The 18128-nt window shown below is 61.6% G+C and carries 15 protein-coding genes; 8 read left to right on the top strand and 7 right to left on the bottom strand.

The window, feature by feature from the left end:
* Positions 1 to 88 precede the first annotated feature (88 nt).
* The 5 genes from prpF to WBR57_RS29655 form a co-directional block, all read right to left on the bottom strand.
* Positions 89 to 1279, bottom strand: a complete 1191-nt coding sequence (gene prpF, locus WBR57_RS29675; RefSeq protein ID WP_424089073.1) for a 2-methylaconitate cis-trans isomerase PrpF — start codon at positions 1277 to 1279, stop codon at positions 89 to 91.
* An 11-nt stretch (positions 1280 to 1290) separates the two neighbouring features.
* On the bottom strand, positions 1291 to 3885 hold the full coding sequence (acnD, locus tag WBR57_RS29670; protein ID WP_424089071.1) for a Fe/S-dependent 2-methylisocitrate dehydratase AcnD: 2595 nt from the start codon (positions 3883 to 3885) through the stop codon (positions 1291 to 1293).
* A gap of 198 nt (positions 3886 to 4083) precedes the next feature.
* Entirely contained in the window at positions 4084 to 5211 is a 1128-nt protein-coding gene (prpC, locus tag WBR57_RS29665) for a bifunctional 2-methylcitrate synthase/citrate synthase (protein ID WP_424089069.1), read from the bottom strand.
* A 42-nt stretch (positions 5212 to 5253) separates the two neighbouring features.
* Entirely contained in the window at positions 5254 to 6147 is an 894-nt protein-coding gene (gene prpB / locus WBR57_RS29660; protein WP_122543800.1) for a methylisocitrate lyase, read from the bottom strand.
* Positions 6144 to 6854, bottom strand: a complete 711-nt coding sequence (locus WBR57_RS29655) for a GntR family transcriptional regulator (protein ID WP_424089066.1) — start codon at positions 6852 to 6854, stop codon at positions 6144 to 6146. Before WBR57_RS29655 ends, prpB begins: the two co-directional genes overlap by 4 nt.
* Before the next feature lie 273 nt (positions 6855 to 7127).
* Between WBR57_RS29655 and WBR57_RS29650 the strand changes: the two genes are divergently transcribed.
* From WBR57_RS29650 to pabB, 4 genes are all read left to right on the top strand, one after another.
* A complete protein-coding gene (locus tag WBR57_RS29650; RefSeq protein ID WP_424089064.1) occupies positions 7128 to 7664 on the top strand; it encodes an ATP-dependent zinc protease in 537 nt (178 codons plus the stop codon).
* A 5-nt stretch (positions 7665 to 7669) separates the two neighbouring features.
* Positions 7670 to 9202, top strand: coding sequence for an inactive transglutaminase family protein (locus WBR57_RS29645; protein ID WP_424089062.1), 1533 nt, complete (start codon positions 7670 to 7672; stop codon positions 9200 to 9202).
* Positions 9202 to 10188: an alpha-L-glutamate ligase-like protein gene (locus WBR57_RS29640; protein WP_424089060.1), complete on the top strand. Its 987-nt coding sequence runs from the start codon at positions 9202 to 9204 to the stop codon at positions 10186 to 10188. The genes WBR57_RS29645 and WBR57_RS29640 overlap by 1 nt, the downstream gene beginning before the upstream one ends.
* Positions 10189 to 10287: 99 nt before the next feature.
* The gene (gene pabB / locus WBR57_RS29635; protein ID WP_424089058.1) at positions 10288 to 11631 is read left to right on the top strand and encodes an aminodeoxychorismate synthase component I; all 1344 of its coding nucleotides are present in this window, start codon (positions 10288 to 10290) and stop codon (positions 11629 to 11631) included.
* A gap of 322 nt (positions 11632 to 11953) precedes the next feature.
* On the opposite strand, the gene thrH is transcribed toward pabB, so the two are convergent.
* Entirely contained in the window at positions 11954 to 12571 is a 618-nt protein-coding gene (gene thrH / locus WBR57_RS29630; protein ID WP_424089056.1) for a bifunctional phosphoserine phosphatase/homoserine phosphotransferase ThrH, read from the bottom strand.
* A gap of 152 nt (positions 12572 to 12723) precedes the next feature.
* Here thrH and WBR57_RS29625 point away from each other — a divergent pair, with 152 nt between their 5' ends.
* From WBR57_RS29625 to WBR57_RS29615, 3 genes are all read left to right on the top strand, one after another.
* Positions 12724 to 13458 (top strand): phosphoadenylyl-sulfate reductase, encoded by a 735-nt coding sequence (locus WBR57_RS29625; RefSeq protein ID WP_424089054.1) that lies wholly within the window; start codon positions 12724 to 12726, stop codon positions 13456 to 13458.
* A gap of 470 nt (positions 13459 to 13928) precedes the next feature.
* Positions 13929 to 15458, top strand: a complete 1530-nt coding sequence (locus WBR57_RS29620) for an NCS1 family nucleobase:cation symporter-1 (protein WP_424089052.1) — start codon at positions 13929 to 13931, stop codon at positions 15456 to 15458.
* Positions 15459 to 15471: 13 nt separating this feature from the next.
* Positions 15472 to 16200: an aspartate/glutamate racemase family protein gene (locus WBR57_RS29615; protein WP_424089050.1), complete on the top strand. Its 729-nt coding sequence runs from the start codon at positions 15472 to 15474 to the stop codon at positions 16198 to 16200.
* Positions 16201 to 16236: 36 nt separating this feature from the next.
* Here the strand turns inward: WBR57_RS29615 and WBR57_RS29610 are convergent, their stop codons facing one another.
* Positions 16237 to 17160 carry a LysR substrate-binding domain-containing protein gene (locus tag WBR57_RS29610; protein ID WP_424089048.1) on the bottom strand — a complete coding sequence of 308 codons (924 nt, stop codon included), beginning with the start codon at positions 17158 to 17160 and terminating at the stop codon, positions 16237 to 16239.
* Positions 17161 to 17266: 106 nt separating this feature from the next.
* On the opposite strand from WBR57_RS29610, the gene WBR57_RS29605 reads away from it, so the two are divergent.
* Positions 17267 to 18013, top strand: coding sequence for a 3-oxoacyl-ACP reductase family protein (locus WBR57_RS29605; protein WP_424089046.1), 747 nt, complete (start codon positions 17267 to 17269; stop codon positions 18011 to 18013).
* Positions 18014 to 18128 lie beyond the last annotated feature (115 nt).

Genomic DNA, 18128 nt, shown 5'->3' with positions numbered 1-18128 from the left:
CGAAGGCGGTGTGTCAACTACACATCAAGTGACTGATCCAGCGCATTCGCGAGCAAGCCCGCTCCCACAAGGGGATTGGTGTCGGGTTTTAGAAAGCGTCACCCGGGACGCGCACGAAACCTTCCATCAGGACCCGCGCACTGCGGCTCATGATGGCTTTTTTCACCACCCATTCGCCGTTCACCTGGGTGGCTTCTGCACCGACGCGCAAAGTGCCGGACGGATGCCCGAACCGCACCGCATTACGCGCGATACCGCCGGCCGCAAGGTTGACCAACGTCCCGGAAATTGCCGCCGCGGTGCCAATCGCCACCGCCGCCGTGCCCATCATCGCGTGGTGCAACTTGCCCATGGACAGCGCGCGCACCAGCAAATCCACATCAGCGGCCTTGATCGTCTTGCCGCTGGACGCCACGTAATCGGCGGGCCTGGCCACAAACGCGAGCTTCGGCGTGTGCTGCCGCTGGGCGGCTTCGTCCAGGTGCTTGATCAAACCCATGCGCAACGCGCCATGGGCCCGCACCGTCTCGAACATCGCCAGGGCTTTGGGGTCGCCGTTGATCGCGGCTTGCAGCTCGGTGCCGTTGTAGCCGAGGTCTTCGGCGTTGATGAAAATCGTCGGGATTCCCGCGTTGATCAGTGTCGCCTTGAAGGTGCCGACACCCGGCACTTCGAGGTCGTCGATCAGGTTGCCGGTGGGGAACATCGAGCCACCGCCGCCCTCTTCTTCCGCCGCCGGGTCGATGAACTCCAACTGCACTTCGGCGGCCGGGAAGGTCACGCCATCGAGCTCGAAGTCGCCGGTTTCCTGCACTTCACCGTTGGTGATCGGCACGTGGGCGATGATGGTCTTGCCGATATTGGCCTGCCACACCCGCACCACGGCCACGCCGTTGTGCGGCACGCGGCCTGGTTCGACCAGCCCGGCGCTGATCGCGAACGAGCCGACTGCCGCCGACAGGTTGCCGCAGTTGCCGCTCCAGTCGACAAAGGGTTTGTCGATGGAGACCTGGCCAAACAGGTAGTCCACATCGTGGTCAGCGCGAGTGCTTTTGGCCAGGATCACACTTTTGCTGGTGCTCGACGTGGCACCGCCCATGCCGTCGATCTGTTTGTCATAAGGGTCGGGGCTGCCGATCACCCTGAGCAGCAAGGCGTCGCGCGCGGCGCCCGGCACCTGCGCCGTTGCGGGCAGGTCCTTGAGGCTGAAAAACACGCCCTTGCTGGTGCCGCCACGCATGTAGGTGGCGGGGATCTTGATTTGCGCTGCGTGTGCCATGGTTATCCCCCTCAGGCGGTCGCCGCCGATTCCAGGAAGTCCTGGGCAAAACGTTGCAACACGCCGCCCGCCTCGTAGATCGACACTTCTTCGGCGGTGTCCAGGCGGCAGGTCACCGGCACTTCGACACGTTCGCCACTTTTGCGGTTGATCACCAGGGTCAGCTGCGCACGTGGGGTGCGTTCGCCGACCACGTCGTAGGTTTCGCTGCCGTCGATCTGCAAGGTGTGGCGGTCGGTGCCCGGCAGGAACTCCAGCGGCAGCACGCCCATACCCACCAGGTTGGTGCGGTGGATGCGCTCGAAGCCTTCGGCGGCAATCGCCTCCACACCCGCCAGGCGCACGCCCTTGGCCGCCCAGTCACGGGACGAGCCCTGGCCGTAGTCGGCGCCGGCAATGATGATCAGCGGCTGCTTGCGTTCCATGTAGGTTTCGATGGCTTCCCACATCCGCGTGACCTGGCCTTCCGGCTCGATGCGCGCGAGGGAGCCCTGCTTGACCTTGCCGTTTTCAACCACCATTTCGTTGAACAGTTTCGGGTTGGCAAAGGTCGCGCGCTGCGCGGTCAAGTGGTCGCCGCGATGCGTCGCATAGGAGTTGAAGTCGACTTCCGGCAAGCCCATTTTCGCCAGGTATTCGCCGGCGGCGCTATCGAGCATGATCGCGTTGGACGGCGACAGGTGATCGGTGGTGATGTTGTCCGGCAGCACCGCCAGCGGGCGCATGCCCTTGAGCGGCCGTGCCCCGGCCAGCGCGCCTTCCCAGTACGGCGGGCGGCGGATGTAGGTGCTCTGCGGGCGCCAGTCATACAGCGGCGTGACCTTGGGGCCGGTGTCTTCGTGGATCGCGAACATCGGGATATACACCGCGCGGAACTGCTCCGGCTTGACCGAGGCCTTGACCACCGCGTCGATCTCTTCGTCGCTCGGCCAGATGTCCTGCAGGCGAATTTCCTTGCCGTTGGCATCCAGGCCGAGCACGTCCTTTTCGATGTCGAAACGGATGGTGCCGGCAATCGCGTAGGCCACCACCAACGGTGGCGAGGCCAGGAACGCCTGTTTGGCGTACGGGTGAATCCGCCCGTCGAAGTTGCGGTTGCCCGACAACACGGCGGTGGCGTACAGGTCGCGGTCGATGATTTCCTGTTGGATCACCGGGTCCAGCGCGCCGGACATGCCGTTGCAGGTGGTGCAGGCAAACGCCACCACACCAAAACCCAGCTGCTCCAACTCGTGGGTCAAGCCCGCTTCGTCGAGGTACATGGCCACGGTTTTCGAGCCGGGCGCCAGCGAGGATTTGACCCACGGCTTGCGCGTCAGCCCAAGCTTGTTGGCATTGCGTGCCAGCAGGCCTGCGGCGATCACGTTGCGCGGGTTGCTGGTGTTGGTGCAACTGGTGATCGCCGCAATGATCACCGCGCCGTCGGGCATTTGCCCCGACACTTCTTCCCACTGGCCGGATATGCCTTTGGCGGCCAGGTCGCTGGTGGCGACGCGCGCGTGCGGGTTGCTCGGGCCGGCCATGTTGCGCACCACGCTGGACAGGTCGAAGCTCAGCCCGCGCTCGTACTGCGCGCCCTTGAGGTCGTCCGCCCACAACCCGGTATGGCGCGCGTATTGCTCGACCAAGGTGACTTGCTCGTCTTCACGGCCGGTGAGCTTCAGGTAGGCGATGGTCTGTTGGTCGATGTAGAACATGGCCGCCGTGGCGCCGTATTCCGGGGCCATGTTGGAGATGGTCGCGCGGTCGCCCAGGGTGAGCTTGGAGGCGCCTTCGCCGAAGAACTCCAGCCATGCACCGACGACTTTCTGCTTACGCAAAAACTCGGTCAGGGCCAGCACCATGTCCGTGGCGGTGATGCCCGGCAGCAGCTTGCCGGTCAGCTCGACGCCGATGATTTCCGGCAGGCGCATCCACGAGGCGCGGCCGAGCATGACGCTTTCGGCTTCGAGGCCGCCGACGCCGATGGCGATAACGCCCAGGGCATCCACATGGGGCGTGTGGCTGTCGGTGCCGACGCAGGTGTCGGGGAAGGCCACACCGTCGCGCACCTGGATCACCGGGGACATTTTCTCCAGGTTGATCTGGTGCATGATGCCGTTGCCCGGCGGGATTACGTCGACGTTCTTGAAGGCCTTTTTGGTCCACTCGATAAAGTGGAAACGGTCTTCGTTGCGACGGTCCTCAATGGCGCGGTTTTTCTCGAACGCGTCGGGGTCAAACCCACCGGCTTCGACGGCCAGGGAGTGGTCGACGATTAGTTGGGTCGGCACCACCGGGTTGACCTGGGCCGGGTCGCCGCCTTGCAGGGCAATGGCGTCGCGCAGGCCGGCGAGGTCGACCAGCGCGGTCTGGCCGAGGATGTCATGGCACACCACGCGCGCCGGGAACCACGGGAAGTCGAGGTCGCGCTTGCGCTCGATCAGTTGACTCAAGGAAGCATTGAGGGTGGCCGGGTCGCAACGGCGCACCAGGTTCTCGGCGAGCACCCGCGAGGTATAAGGCAAGGTGGCGTAGGCACCGGGGCTGATTGCATCGACAGCCGCGCGGGCGTCGTAGAAATCCAGGCGGCTGCCGGGCAGCGGTTGGCGAAATTCAGTGTTCATCGTCAGGACTCGGTCACGGTGGGTACAAAAGGTGCGGACTGACTCCGAGGTGGAATGCGATCAAAATGTGGGAGCGGGCTTGCTCGCGAAGGCGGTGGAACAGTCGCCGAATGTGTTGAATGACACACCGTATTCGCGAGCAAGCCCGCTCCCACATTTTTGATTCGGTTATCACTTCAGGATCGCCGGTCTCTTTATTCAGCGACGTTCGATTGGCACGAACTTGCGCTGTTCGACGCCGATGTACTCGGCGCTTGGGCGGATGATGCGGTTGTTGGCGCGCTGCTCGAACACATGCGCCGCCCAGCCGGTCAGCCGCGAGCAGACGAAAATCGGCGTGAACAGCTTGGTCGGGATGCCCATGAAGTGGTACGCCGAAGCGTGATAGAAGTCGGCATTGGGGAACAGTTTCTTCTGCTCCCACATGGTCTTGTCGATGGCCTCGGAGACCGGGAACAGCACCGTATCGCCCACCTCGTCAGCGAGTTTTTTCGACCAGCCTTTGATCACTTCATTACGCGGGTCGCTGTCTTTGTAGATCGCGTGGCCAAAGCCCATGATCTTGTCCTTGCGCGCGAGCATGCCGAGGGTGCCTTCGACGGCTTCTGCGGCCGAGCCGAAACGCTCGATCATCTCCATCGCCGCTTCGTTGGCGCCGCCGTGCAACGGGCCGCGCAGCGAACCAATGGCGGCGGTCACGCAGGAATACAGGTCGGACACGGTCGACGCACACACGCGGGCGGTGAAGGTCGAGGCGTTGAATTCGTGTTCGGCATAGAGAATCAACGACACGTTCATGACCTTCTCGTGCAGCTCGCTCGGCTTCTTGCCGTGCAACAGGTGCAGGAAGTGCCCGCCGATGGTCGGCTCGTCCGTCACGCAGTCAATCTTCTTGCCGTCGTGGCTGAAGCGGTACCAGTAGCACATGATCGCCGGGAAAGCGGCGAGCAGGCGGTCGGTGACATCGCGTTGCACGCTGAAGTCTTTTTCCGGCTCGATATTGCCGAGGAACGAGCAACCGGTGCGCATCACGTCCATTGGGTGGGCGTCGGCGGGGATGCGTTCGAGCACTTCTTTCAGCGCCTGGGGCAGGTCGCGCAGCGTACTGAGCTTTTTGCTGTAGGCGGCCAACTCGGCTTGGGTCGGCAGTTCGCCGTACAGCAGCAGGTAGGCGACTTCTTCGAACTGCGCGTCGGCGGCCAGTTCACGCACGTCATAGCCGCGGTAGGTCAAGCCGGCACCGGCCTGGCCCACGGTGGACAGTGCGGTCTGCCCGGCCACCTGGCCACGCAGGCCGGCACCACTCAATACTTTTGCTTCAGCCATGGTTGTTCTCCAATTTTGTAGTTATTCAGGGAGGCGTGTTCGTTACTTTTTCGCGGCGAACAGCGCGTCGAGCTTCTGCTCGAAGGTGTGGTAGTCGATGCGATCGTAAAGCTCCATGCGGGTTTGCATGGTGTCGATCACGTTCTGTTGGGTGCCGTCGCGACGGATCGCGGTGTAGACGTTCTCGGCGGCCTTGTTCATGGCACGAAAGGCCGAGAGCGGGTACAGCACGATGGAAACATCGGCAGATTTCAACTGTTCGGTGGTGTACAGCGGCGTGGCGCCGAATTCGGTGATGTTGGCCAGGATTGGGGCCTTCACGCGGGAGGCGAACAGCTTGTACATCTCCAGCTCAGTGATGGCTTCCGGGAACACCATGTCGGCGCCGGCTTCGATGCACGCGGCAGCCCGTTCTAAGGCCGACTCCAACCCTTCGACCGCCAGCGCGTCGGTGCGCGCCATGATCACGAAGCTGTCATCGGTGCGCGCATCCACGGCGGCCTTGATGCGGTCGACCATTTCCTGCTGGGACACGATTTCCTTGTTCGGGCGATGGCCGCAGCGCTTGGCGCCGACCTGGTCTTCAATATGGATCGCGGCGGCGCCGAACTTGATCATCGACTTGACCGTGCGCGCCACGTTGAACGCCGACGAGCCGAACCCGGTGTCCACGTCCACCAGCAGCGGCAGGTCGCACACGTCGGTGATGCGGCGCACGTCGGTCAGTACGTCGTCCAGGCCGGTGATGCCCAGGTCCGGCACCCCCAGGGAACCGGCTGCGACGCCGCCGCCCGACAGATAAATCGCCTTGAAGCCGGCACGCTTGGCCAGCAGCGCGTGGTTGGCGTTGATCGCACCGACCACCTGCAACGGCTGCTCGCTGGCGACCGCGTCACGAAAACGTTGGCCTGGAGTGCTTTTATTGTTGGAACTCATGACTCACCTCGTTCAGGAGCGCCGCCGGGGAAGTGGCGGGCAATGTTGCGTTTGGAGGCACCGATGTGACGGCGCATCAACAGTTCGGCCAGTTCACCGTCGCGATCGGCAATCGCGTCGAGAATGCGGTGATGTTCGGCAAAGGCCTGGCGTGGACGATTGGGGGTGGCGGAGAACTGGATGCGGTACATGCGCACCAACTGGTAGAGCTCGCCGCAGAGCATTTGGGTCAGGGTGCGATTTCCGGCGCCTTGAATTATCCGGTAATGAAAATCGAAGTCGCCTTCCTGCTGGTAGTAGCCGAGGCCGGCCTGGAACGCTTCGTCGCGCTCGTGGGTGTGCAGTACCTGGCGCAGTTCTTCGATCTCCGCGTCGGTCATGCGCTCGGCGGCCAGCCGGCAGGCCATGCCTTCCAGGGACTCGCGGATTTCATACAGCTCAACCAGCTCGGCATGGCTCAAGGACACCACTCGCGCGCCGACGTGAGGCACGCGCACCAGCAGGCGCTGGCCTTCCAGGCGGTGGATCGCCTCGCGCAGCGGACCGCGGCTGATGCCGTAGGTGCGCGCCAGCTCGGGCTCGGAGATTTTGCTGCCGGGGGCGATCTCGCCCTTGACAATGGCGGCCTGGATACGCCGGAAGACATTCTCGGACATGGTCTGGGCATCGTCTTGCGCCACCACTGGGGTTTCCAGCTGATCCAGCATATTGTCGACACCTTTAAAAGCAATGCGGCAAAAACTAGCCAATCAGCCCCACTTAGTCAAAGAATAAATACACATTGTCGACAATCGTCTAATAACCGTCGGTTGCACCCTATCAGGGCATGGCCGGCTGCCAGCGCTGGCGTCAGAAAAGCATCATGTTAGAATGCCCGCCGCATTTGCCTGACATCGCTTGATGAAACGGCGCACGAAGGAGCTTGCGCAGTCATGCCAGTCGCCTTGAATTCAACATCGCACTGCACAGCCTCGGGATCTATGAGACTCAAGCCCTTCCTTTTATTGATTTGCCTGCTGGCCGCACCAGGCCTTGGCGCTGCCGCCGAGAAGAGCGTGTATGGCCTCAACGAATACGCGCAGTTGGCCGGGATCGACCTGGAAGTAGCCGCCAAACTGGACACTGGCGCCAAGACCGCCTCCCTCAGCGCCCGGGATATCAAGCGCTTCAAGCGCAATGGTGAATCCTGGGTACGTTTCTACCTGGCCATCGACACCGCCCATTCCCACCCCATCGAGCGCCCCCTGGCCCGCGTCAGCAAGATCAAGCGCCGCGCCGGTGACTACGACCCCGATGAAGACAAGAACTATACCGCCCGTCCGGTGATTGCCCTGGACATCTGCATGGGCACCGCTTTACGCAGCATCGAAGTGAACTTGACTGACCGCAGCGCCTTCCAATACCCGCTGCTGATCGGCTCCGAAGCGTTGAAACGCTTTGATGCGCTGGTCGACCCCAGTCTTAAATATGCAGCAGGCAAACCCGCCTGCGCCGCCGACGCTCATACCGCCGAGTAAACCGAATGCGCTCTCTGACCCTGCACCTGAGAATCCTGATCGCCATCCTGGTGATCCTGGGTATTTCGGTCACCTGCTACCAGATCTTCGTGCTGGGGATCCCCGTTACCGAGGACGCCACCGACGACTTGTGGAACATCGACGCCAAGGTCGAGTTCGTCGCCAACCCGAAAGACCCGGTGAAAATCCAGATGTTCGTGCCGCCGCTGAGCCGCGACTTCGTCAGCCTCAATGAAAGTTTTATCTCGAACAATTACGGCGTGAGCGTCAACCGCACCGACGGCAACCGCAAGGTCACCTGGTCGGCGCGCCGTGCCAAGGGCAACCAGACCCTGTATTACCGCCTGGTGCTGACCAAGCGCTACAGCGGCGAAAAGGTCAAGATCAAAGGCCCGACCTTCCGCGACAGCATCGCCGTGGAAGGCCCGGAAAAAATCGCCGCCGAAGCCCTGCTCGCGCCGATCCGCCAACACTCGGCCGACGTCGAAACCTTTATCACCGAAGCCATCAAGCGCACCAACAACCTCAACGACGACAACGTTAAGCTGCTGCTGGCGGGCGACCCGTCGATTCCGCACAAGGCCAAGATCGTCGAGTTGCTGCTATCCATCGCCCATGTGCCGGTGGAAAAAGTCCACACCATTCGCCTGGTGGCCGACCAGCCGCAATCCCCGGAACTGTGGCTGCGCAGCTTCAATGGCAATGACTGGCTGTACTTCAACCCGGAAACCGGCGAGCAAGGCCTGCCGGCCGACCGTCTGCTGTGGTGGACCGGCGATGAAAACCTGATCACCGTCGATGGCGGCAAGAAAGCCATGGTCACCTTCAGCCTTAACAACAGCGAAATGAACGCGATTCGCCTGGCCAAGCTGACCGACGAGAACACCGACGCCAACTTCCTCGAATACTCGCTGTACGGCCTGCCGCTGCAGACCCAGCAGACCTTCATGATCATGGTGATGATCCCGATTGGGGTGCTGGTGATCCTGATCCTGCGCAACCTGATCGGCCTGCAGACCCTCGGCACCTTTACCCCGGTGCTGATCGCGCTGGCGTTCCGCGAGACGCAGCTGGGCTTCGGGATCGTGCTGTTCACGATTATTACGGCGCTGGGGTTATCCCTCAGGTCTTATCTGGAACACTTGAAGTTGCAAATGCTGCCGAGGTTGTCGGTGGTGCTGACCTTCGTGGTGGTACTGATCGCGGCCATCAGCCTGTTCAGCCACAAGCTGGGCCTGGAACGCGGGCTGTCGGTGGCGCTGTTCCCGATGGTGATTTTGACCATGACCATCGAACGCCTGTCGATCACCTGGGAAGAACGCGGCGCCAACCATGCGCTTAAAGTCGCGATCGGCACCTTGTTCGCGGCGTCCCTGGCGCACTTGATCATGAGCGTGCCGGAGCTGGTCTACTTCGTGTTCACCTTCCCGGCGATCCTGCTGATCCTGGTGGGTTTCATGCTGGCCATGGGGCGTTATCGCGGCTACCGCCTGACCGAACTGGTGCGTTTCAAGGCGTTCCTGAAGGCTGATTCGTAATGTTCGGCTTCTGGAAGACCTGGAAAGCCCTGGAAGCGCGGGGGATCATGGGCATCAACCGGCGTAACGCCGACTACGTGCTCAAGTACAACAAGCGCAGCCTGTACCCGATCGTGGATGACAAGATCATCACCAAGGAACGGGCGATGGCGGCCGGCATTCACGTGCCGGAGATGTACGGGGTCATTTCCACTGAGAAGGAAATCGACAAGCTTGACGAGATTATCGGCGGGCGCAGCGACTTCGTGATCAAGCCGGCCCAGGGCGCCGGCGGTGATGGCATCCTGGTGGTGGCGGACCGCTTTGAAGGGCGCTATCGCACGGTGTCGGGCAAGATCATCAGCCATGAGGAGATCGAGCACCAGATCTCGAGCATTCTCACCGGCCTGTATTCCCTGGGCGGCCACCGCGACCGCGCGCTGATCGAGTACCGCGTGGTGCCCGACCAGATCTTCAAGAGCATCAGCTACGAAGGCGTACCGGATATCCGCATCATCGTGCTGATGGGCTACCCGGTGATGGCCATGCTGCGCTTGCCGACCCGCCAGTCCGGCGGCAAGGCCAACCTGCACCAGGGCGCGATTGGCGTGGGGGTCGACCTGGCAACCGGCCTGACCCTGCGTGGCACCTGGCTGAACAACATCATCACCAAGCACCCCGACACCACCAATGCGGTGGACGGCGTGCAACTGCCCAACTGGGACGGTTTCATGAAGCTCGCGGCAGGCTGCTACGAGCTGTGCGGGTTGGGTTATATCGGCGTGGACATGGTGTTGGACCAGGAAAAAGGCCCACTGATTCTCGAGCTGAATGCGCGGCCAGGGCTGAATATCCAGATTGCCAATGACTGCGGCTTGACCCTACGCACCCACGCGGTTGAAGCGCGGCTCGAAGCATTGAAGGCCGCAGGCGTCACGGAAACCCCTGAAGAGCGGGTGAAATTTGTGCAGGAAATGTTTGGGCATATTCCTGCTGTGGAAGGCTGATCGACTCTCAATCTGTCTATCGCCGACATCCCCCCCTAGGACCAAGTCCTACGGGGGACTACAATCGCATCCCCCACGCCAACGGCTGATCCACCCCGCATGTCGACCTGTTCCGTTCACCCGCTGCCCTACCGGGCCAACCCCGCCGACTACTTTGCGGCGATCCGCCACGCCCCCGGCGCGATACTGCTCGACAGCGGCCGCCCCTCGGCTGACCGTGGGCGTTACGACCTGCTCAGCGCCTGGCCAATCGAGACGCTGACGGTAGAGCCTGACGAAAGTGGCAGCAACTTCCTGCAGCGTTTACGGAACAACCTGACGCAGCTGGGTGAAGCGGCAATCCCCCAAGGTCTTGAGCTACCGTTTGCCGGCGGGCTGATTGGCTACCTGAGTTATGACTTTGGCCGGCACCTGGAGCCTATGCCGCACCTGGCAGCAGACGACTTGCACCTGCCGGACGCGCGCTTCGGCCTGTACGCCTGGGCGCTGATCAGCGATCACCAGGCGCAGACCAGCCAGTTGGTGTTTCACCCCTCCTTGGCTGAAAGCGAGCGGCAGCGGTTGGTCGCGTTGTTCGGCCATGACGTTGTCGTCGAAGCGGCCAGGTTCAAACTTCAAGGCCCCATGGCGCCGGACCTCAGCGCCGAGGCTTACCGGCAGGCCATCGTGCGCATTCAGGATTACATCCAGGCCGGCGACTGCTACCAGGTCAATTTCGCCCAGCGCTTCCGCGCGCCGTGCATCGGCGATCCGTGGGTGGCTTACTGCACCTTGCGCGAAGCCTGCCCCACGCCGTTTTCCGGGTTCCAAAGCCTGCCGGATGACGGCGCGGTGCTGAGCCTGTCACCGGAGCGCTTTGTGCGCATCAGCGAACGCCAGGTCGAAACCCGCCCGATCAAAGGCACCCGCCCGCGCGGCATCACGCCACAAGAAGACGCCGCGAATGCCGCCGAATTGCTGGCCAGCCCCAAGGATCGCGCGGAAAACCTTATGATCGTCGACCTGCTGCGCAACGACCTGGGCCGCACCTGCCGCACCGGCTCGGTGAAAGTGCCGGAGCTGTTCAGCCTGGAAAGCTACCCCAACGTGCACCACTTGGTCAGCAGCGTGACCGGCGAATTGGCCGATGACAAAGACGCCCTCGACCTGATCGCCGGCAGCTTCCCCGGCGGCTCCATCACCGGCGCGCCGAAGATCCGCGCGATGCAGATCATCGACGAGCTGGAGCCGACCCGACGCGGGTTGTACTGCGGTTCGCTGGTGTACCTGGACGTGCGCGGCGAGATGGACAGCTCGATTGCGATCCGCAGCTTGCTGGTCAAGGATGGGCAAGTGTGCTGCTGGGGCGGCGGCGGGATTGTCGCGGATTCGCAGTGGGAGGCGGAGTATCAGGAGTCGCTGACCAAGGTGCGGGTGTTGTTACACACTTTGGAAAACCTGTAGCGCAAGGTTCTTTCGCGCTGAAAACGCGTGTGTTTACTTGTCGAAGATGTTTGCGCGATTGCACGTGAGCAGCGGTACGAGCGGGCGTGTTTGCGAAGTGCTGAATCACACGCGCAAGCTGAGCTTGTCGATGATCAAACGCCTGCATGAAGGCGTGAGTATCCCTTATGAGCGACTGCTTGCAGGCGTTCAGCAGGGAAATGCGCACTGACTCTAACGGCCTCATCGCGGGCAAGCCCGACTCCCACATGCTGATGTGTGACCCCAATAAGATGTGGGAGCTAGCTTGCCTGCGATAGGGCCGTCAGCCTCGCTGAATAACTTACAGGCTCAGTTGCCGGTTCGATGCCTTGATGAACTCTTTCTTCAAATCCTCAAAGGTATGCACTGCCGGGAATTGCGGGAACTCGCGAATCACATTCTCCGGCGCGTGGAACAGAATCCCCCGGTCAGCTTCGCCGAGCATGGTGGTGTCGTTGTAGGAATCGCCGGCGGCGATCACGCGGTAGTAGAGGGTCTTGAACGCCAGCACCGACTGGCGCTTGGGGTCTTTCTGGCGCAGTTGGTAACTGACCACCCGGTCGTTTTCATCGGTGATCAGGCGGTGGCACAACAGCGTCGGGAAGCCCAGCTGGCGCATCAGCGGCTGGGAGAATTCGTAGAAGGTGTCCGACAGGATCACCACCTGGAAGCGTTCACGCAGCCAGTTGACGAATTCGATGGCACCGTCCAGCGGCTTGAGGGTGGCGATCACGGCCTGGATATCGGCGAGCTTCAGCCCATGCTCGTCGAGGATGCGCAGGCGCTGCTGCATCAGCACGTCGTAGTCGGGAATATCCCGTGTGGTGGCCCGCAGGGATTCGATACCGGTTTTTTCGGCGAAGGCGATCCAGATTTCCGGCACCAGCACCCCTTCCAGGTCAAGACAGGCAATTTCCACAAGACGCTCCCATTGGTTTTATTAAGTTGGGCCAGCAAAAAGCTCTGCCGAACTCTAGCGATTCAAGCCCGCCGCCGCAACGCAGAGCGGATTTTGATACCATCGCTCCCCTATAGAGCGCTCAGCGCCACTGACCTGTAGGAACCGTGCTGATGAACCAAACCTTCGACGTCGCTGAACTCGCCGCGACTTACGCCAACAAATCCGCCCAGGACATTCTCAAGCTGGCTTTCAGCCAGTTCGGTGATGACCTGTGGATTTCCTTCAGCGGCGCCGAGGACGTGGTGCTGGTAGACATGGCCTGGAAGCTCAACAAGAACGTCAAGGTGTTCAGCCTCGACACCGGCCGCCTGCACCCCGAGACCTATAGGTTTATCGAGCAGGTGCGCGACTTCTACAAGATCGACATCGAACTGATCTCGCCGGACCAGAGCATGCTGGAACCCTTCGTCAAGGAGAAGGGCCTGTTCAGCTTTTACAAGGATGGCCATGGCGAGTGCTGCGGTGTGCGCAAAATCGAACCGCTGCGCCGCAAGCTTTCCGGCGTGAATGCCTGGGCCACCGGCCAGCGCCGTGACCAGAGCCCCGGCACCCGCAGCCAGGTGGCGGTGTTGGAGATCGACACGGCCTTCTCCACCCCGGAACGCACGCTGTACAAATTCAACCCGCTGGCGCAGATGACCAGCGAAGAAGTCTGGGGTTACATCCGCATGCTGGAGCTGCCTTACAACAGCCTGCATGAGCGCGGTTTTATCAGCATCGGCTGCGAGCCCTGCACCCGCCCGGTGTTGCCGAACCAGCACGAGCGCGAAGGCCGCTGGTGGTGGGAAGAAGCGACGCAGAAGGAATGCGGGCTGCACGCCGGCAACATCATCAGCAAGGCCTAGGCGCTGTCGCTGTAAAACCTGTGGGAGCGGGCTTGCTCGCGAAGGCGGTGGTTCAGTCGATGCATTCGGTGACTGGCACACCGCCTTCGCGGGCAAGCCAGCTCCCACATTTGCTTTGTGGTGGACACAAGTCCTGTACACACCTTTGTAACTATCGGTGCCATTTATGTGTGCAATCTAAATTCCTTCGCACCAAAACGTAACACCCCTCCCCGCTCAATGTTTACCGCTTGAATAGAGCGCCTCCCCCGTAAAAAATAAATAGCTGTTCAATCGGTCAATTTATATCGCTTTGAATTCAGTCAGTTATTTACTAACCCTGTAAAAACGAAATTACCCGCAGTTTTCATAGATCGAAAACTGGCACGCATGTGGCTTAAGGTGAAACACGCTTTGTATACAATAAATACAAAACCTACATACACTTTGCCATCAGCGGCTTGTCTGCCGATGTGCTGGAGCCTGCCGGAATGCGCACAAGCCTCTCGAACACTCTCGCACTGGATCTGCCCGCCACCTCCCTGAACCCCGAGGCCGTCAGCCCAGGCCCTTTGGTGCTGAGCCCGCGCCTGCACAACAAGGACCTGGCGCCGACCAAGGTCGAAGGCCGGCGCTGGGGCCGCTACAGCATCTTTGCGCTGTGGACCAATGATGTGCACAACATCGCCAATTACTCTTTCGCCATTGGTTTGTACGCGCTGGGCCTCGGCGGCTGGCAGATCCTGTTGTCGCTGGGCATCGGCGCGGCGCTGGTGTACTTCTTCATGAACCTGTCGGGGTATATGGGGCAAAAGACCGGCGTGCCGTTTCCGGTTATCAGCCGCATCAGTTTCGGCATCCATGGGGCGCAGATTCCGGCGTTGATCCGCGCGGTCATTGCGATTGCCTGGTTTGGTATCCAGACCTACCTGGCCTCGGTGGTTTTCCGCGTGCTGCTGACCGCGATTCATCCGGGCTTTGCCGACTATGACCACAACTCGATACTCGGCTTGTCCTCGCTGGGCTGGGCGTGTTTTGTGGCGATCTGGCTGGTGCAACTGGTGATCCTGGCCTACGGCATGGAGATGGTGCGGCGCTATGAAGGCTTCGCCGGCCCGGTGATTTTGCTCACCGTCGCCTCGCTGGCCGGCTGGATGTATTTCCAGGCGGGCGGCCACATTGCCTGGTCGATCCGCGAACCGCTGAGCGGCGGCGAGATGTGGCGCAATATCTTTGCCGGCGGCGCGCTGTGGCTGGCCATCTACGGCACGCTGATCCTCAATTTCTGCGACTTCGCGCGCTCCTCGCCGTGCCGCAAGACCATTCAGGTTGGCAACTTCTGGGGCTTGCCGGTGAACATCCTGGTGTTTGCCGCGATCACCGTGCTGCTGTGCGGCGGGCAATTCCAGCTGAATGGCCGGGTGATCGAAAGCCCCACCGAAATCATCGCGGCCATCCCCAATACCTTCTTTCTTGTGCTGGGTTGCCTGGCCTTCCTGATCGTCACCGTGGCGGTGAACATCATGGCCAACTTTGTCGCGCCGGCCTTTGTGCTGAGCAACCTGGCGCCCAAGTACCTGAACTTCCGCCGTGCCGGGTTGATCAGCGCCACCGTGGCGGTGCTGATCCTGCCGTGGAACCTCTATAACAGCCCGCTGGTGATCGTGTATTTCCTGTCTGGCCTGGGCGCCCTGCTGGGGCCGCTTTACGGGGTGATCATGGTCGATTACTGGCTGATCCGTAAAAGCCAGGTAGACGTGCCGCAGCTGTATAGCGAAGACTCGAATGGCGTTTATTACTACAGCCGCGGGGTGAATTTGCGTGCGGTAGCCGCGTTTGTTCCCGCAGCCGTAATTGCCATCCTGCTGGCGCTGTTGCCGGGATTTACCAGCGTCTCGCCGTTTTCCTGGCTGTTTGGCGCCGGTATTGCAGGGTTGCTCTACCTGCTGATCGCCAAGCGCCGGCCGTTCTACGCCGATGTCAGCGGCGAAAGCATTGCAGTCGATAACGTCAGTCATTAATCAAGGACATTCCATGCGCATCCTCGTGGTCAACGTCAACACCACCGAATCCATCACCGAGACCATCGCCCAGCAAGCACGGGCGGTGGCCGCACCGGGCACCGAAATTGTCGGGCTCACCCCTTACTTTGGCGCGGAATCGGTGGAGGGCAACTTTGAAAGCTACCTCGCCGCTATCGCCGTGATGGACCGGGTGATGGCCTACGACCAGCCATTCGATGCGGTGATCCAGGCCGGCTACGGCGAACATGGCCGTGAAGGTTTGCAGGAACTGTTGAACGTGCCGGTGGTGGACATCACCGAAGCGGCCGCCAGCACCGCGATGTTCCTGGGCCACGCCTATTCGGTAGTGACTACCCTGGACCGCACGGTGCCGCTGATCGAAGACCGCCTGAAACTCGCCGGTTTATACCAGCGCTGCGCCTCGGTGCGCGCCAGCGGCATGGCGGTACTCGAACTGGAAGAAGACCCTCTGGCCGCCATGGAAGCCATCGTGCGTCAGGCCGAGCTGGCCATCAGCGAAGACAAGGCCGAGGTGATTTGCCTGGGTTGCGGCGGTATGGCCGGCCTCGATGAGCAGATTCGCCACCGCACCGGCGTGCCGGTGGTGGATGGAGTGACCGCAGCGGTCACGATTGCCGAATCCCTGGTGCGGCTGGGGTTATCGACGTCGAAGATTCGGACCTACGCGACGCCAAGACCGAAGAAGGTCATTGGCTGGCCCGGTAAGTTCGGTCACTGAAAAACAACTGTGGGAGGGGGCTTGCCCCTGCCCCATTCAGATCGCGCTGAACCGCTGTCCCAAACCCTGCTCGGCAAACTGCTCGATGATGAAATCCACAAACGCCCGGGTCTTGCCCGGCAGCAGTTTGTGCTCGGCGTAGTAGATGGAAATATTGCCGTCGTCGACATACCAGTCAGGCAGCACCCGCACCACCTCGCCGCTGTCGAGAAATGGCACGGCCATCGGCATACTCACCAGCGCGATACCCAGCCCTTGGCCGCTGGCGCAGCAGGCGGCTTCGGAATCACTCATGGTCATGCCGGGTTTCAGCGCCAGCGGGCGTTGGTCACGCTCCGGGCCAGTGAGCTGCCAGGAACGTATGCGCCCGGTTTGCGGGGAGCGGATCAGGATGCCCAGGCAACGCGACAAGTCTTCAGGCGCCATGACCGGCGAGCGCCGTGCCAAGTAACCCGGCGAAGCCACCAGCACCCGGTGCGCCGGTGACAGCTTGCGCGCAACGACGCCTTGCGGCAGCTCGAACCCCCCGCCAATGGCCGCGTCAAAGCCTTGCCCGATCAAGTCGACCTGGCGGTTATCGAAATGCCAGTCCGGACTGATATCCGGAAAGCGCCGCATGAACTCGCCCAGCAGCGGCACCACATAACGGTTGCCGAACACCGTGCCCATGCTCACCTTGAGCGTGCCCACAGGGCGCCCTTCGGCACTGGCCAGGTTGGCCACGGCGTTCTGGATGGTGGTGAGGCTGCCGCTGACTTCTTCGAGGAACAGCTTGCCGGCTTCGGTCAGGGTCAGGCGCCGGGTGCTGCGCTGGAACAGGCGAACACCCAGGCGTGCTTCGAGCTTGGCGACGCTTTTGCCGACTGCCGCCGGGGTCAGGCTCAGGTGGCGGGCGGCCTCGGCGAAGCTGCCGCCCTCGGCGCTGCGCACAAAGCATTCGATACTGCCAAAGCTTTCCATATCCGCCTATTCCCAACTTTTGGTTTACACAGACTATAGCAATCACGGTCTACCGGGTTACGGGTGTGAGGTCGATACTCAGCCCATCAACTACTTGGAGATCGACATGACTACACAAAATCTCACCGGCAAAGTCGCCTTGGTTCAAGGCGGTTCGCGCGGCATCGGCGCCGCCATCGTCAAGCGCTTGGCGGCACAGGGCGCAGCGGTCGCCTTCACCTACGTCAGCTCGGCGACCAAGGCTGAAGCCTTGCAGAACAGCGTGATCAGCGCAGGCGGCAAAGCCCTGGCGATTCAGGCCGACAGCGCTGACGCCACGGCGATTCGCAACGCAGTCAACGCCACCGTCGAAGCCTTCGGCCGCCTGGATATCCTGGTGAACAACGCCGGCGTGCTGGCCATTGCACCGCTGGAAGACTTCACACTGGAAGACTTCGACCAGACCCTGGCAATCAACGTGCGCAGCGTGTTTATCGCGACCCAGGAAGCGGCCAAGCATATGGGTGAAGGTGGCCGGGTGATCAATATCGGCAGCACCAACGCCGAGCGCATGCCGTTTGGCGGTGGCGGCCCGTATGCGATGAGCAAGGCGGCGCTGGTAGGCTTGACCAAGGGCCTGGCGCGAGACCTGGGCCCGCGCGGCATCACTATCAATAACGTGCAGCCAGGGCCGGTGGACACCGATATGAACCCGGCGAACAGCGATTTTGCCGAGACCCTGATCGGGTTGATGGCGGTCGGGCGTTATGGGCAGGTGGAAGAGATTGCGAGTTTTGTGGCGTATCTGGCGGGGCCTGAGGCTGGGTATATCACGGGGGCCAGCCTGACCATTGATGGTGGTTTCAGCGCATAAGTTTTCTGCAACAGTGCCAAACCATCTGTGGGAGCGGGCTTGCTCGCGAAAACGGAGTGTCAGTGACTGAATAAGTCGACTGATACACCGCTTTCGCGAGCAAGCCCGCTCCCAC

The organism is Pseudomonas sp., assembly GCF_049590575.1.
Classification (GTDB): Bacteria; Pseudomonadota; Gammaproteobacteria; order Pseudomonadales; family Pseudomonadaceae; genus Aquipseudomonas.
The sequence above is the reverse complement of the archived record's forward strand: the minus strand, read 5'-3'. Positions and strand labels throughout refer to the sequence as shown.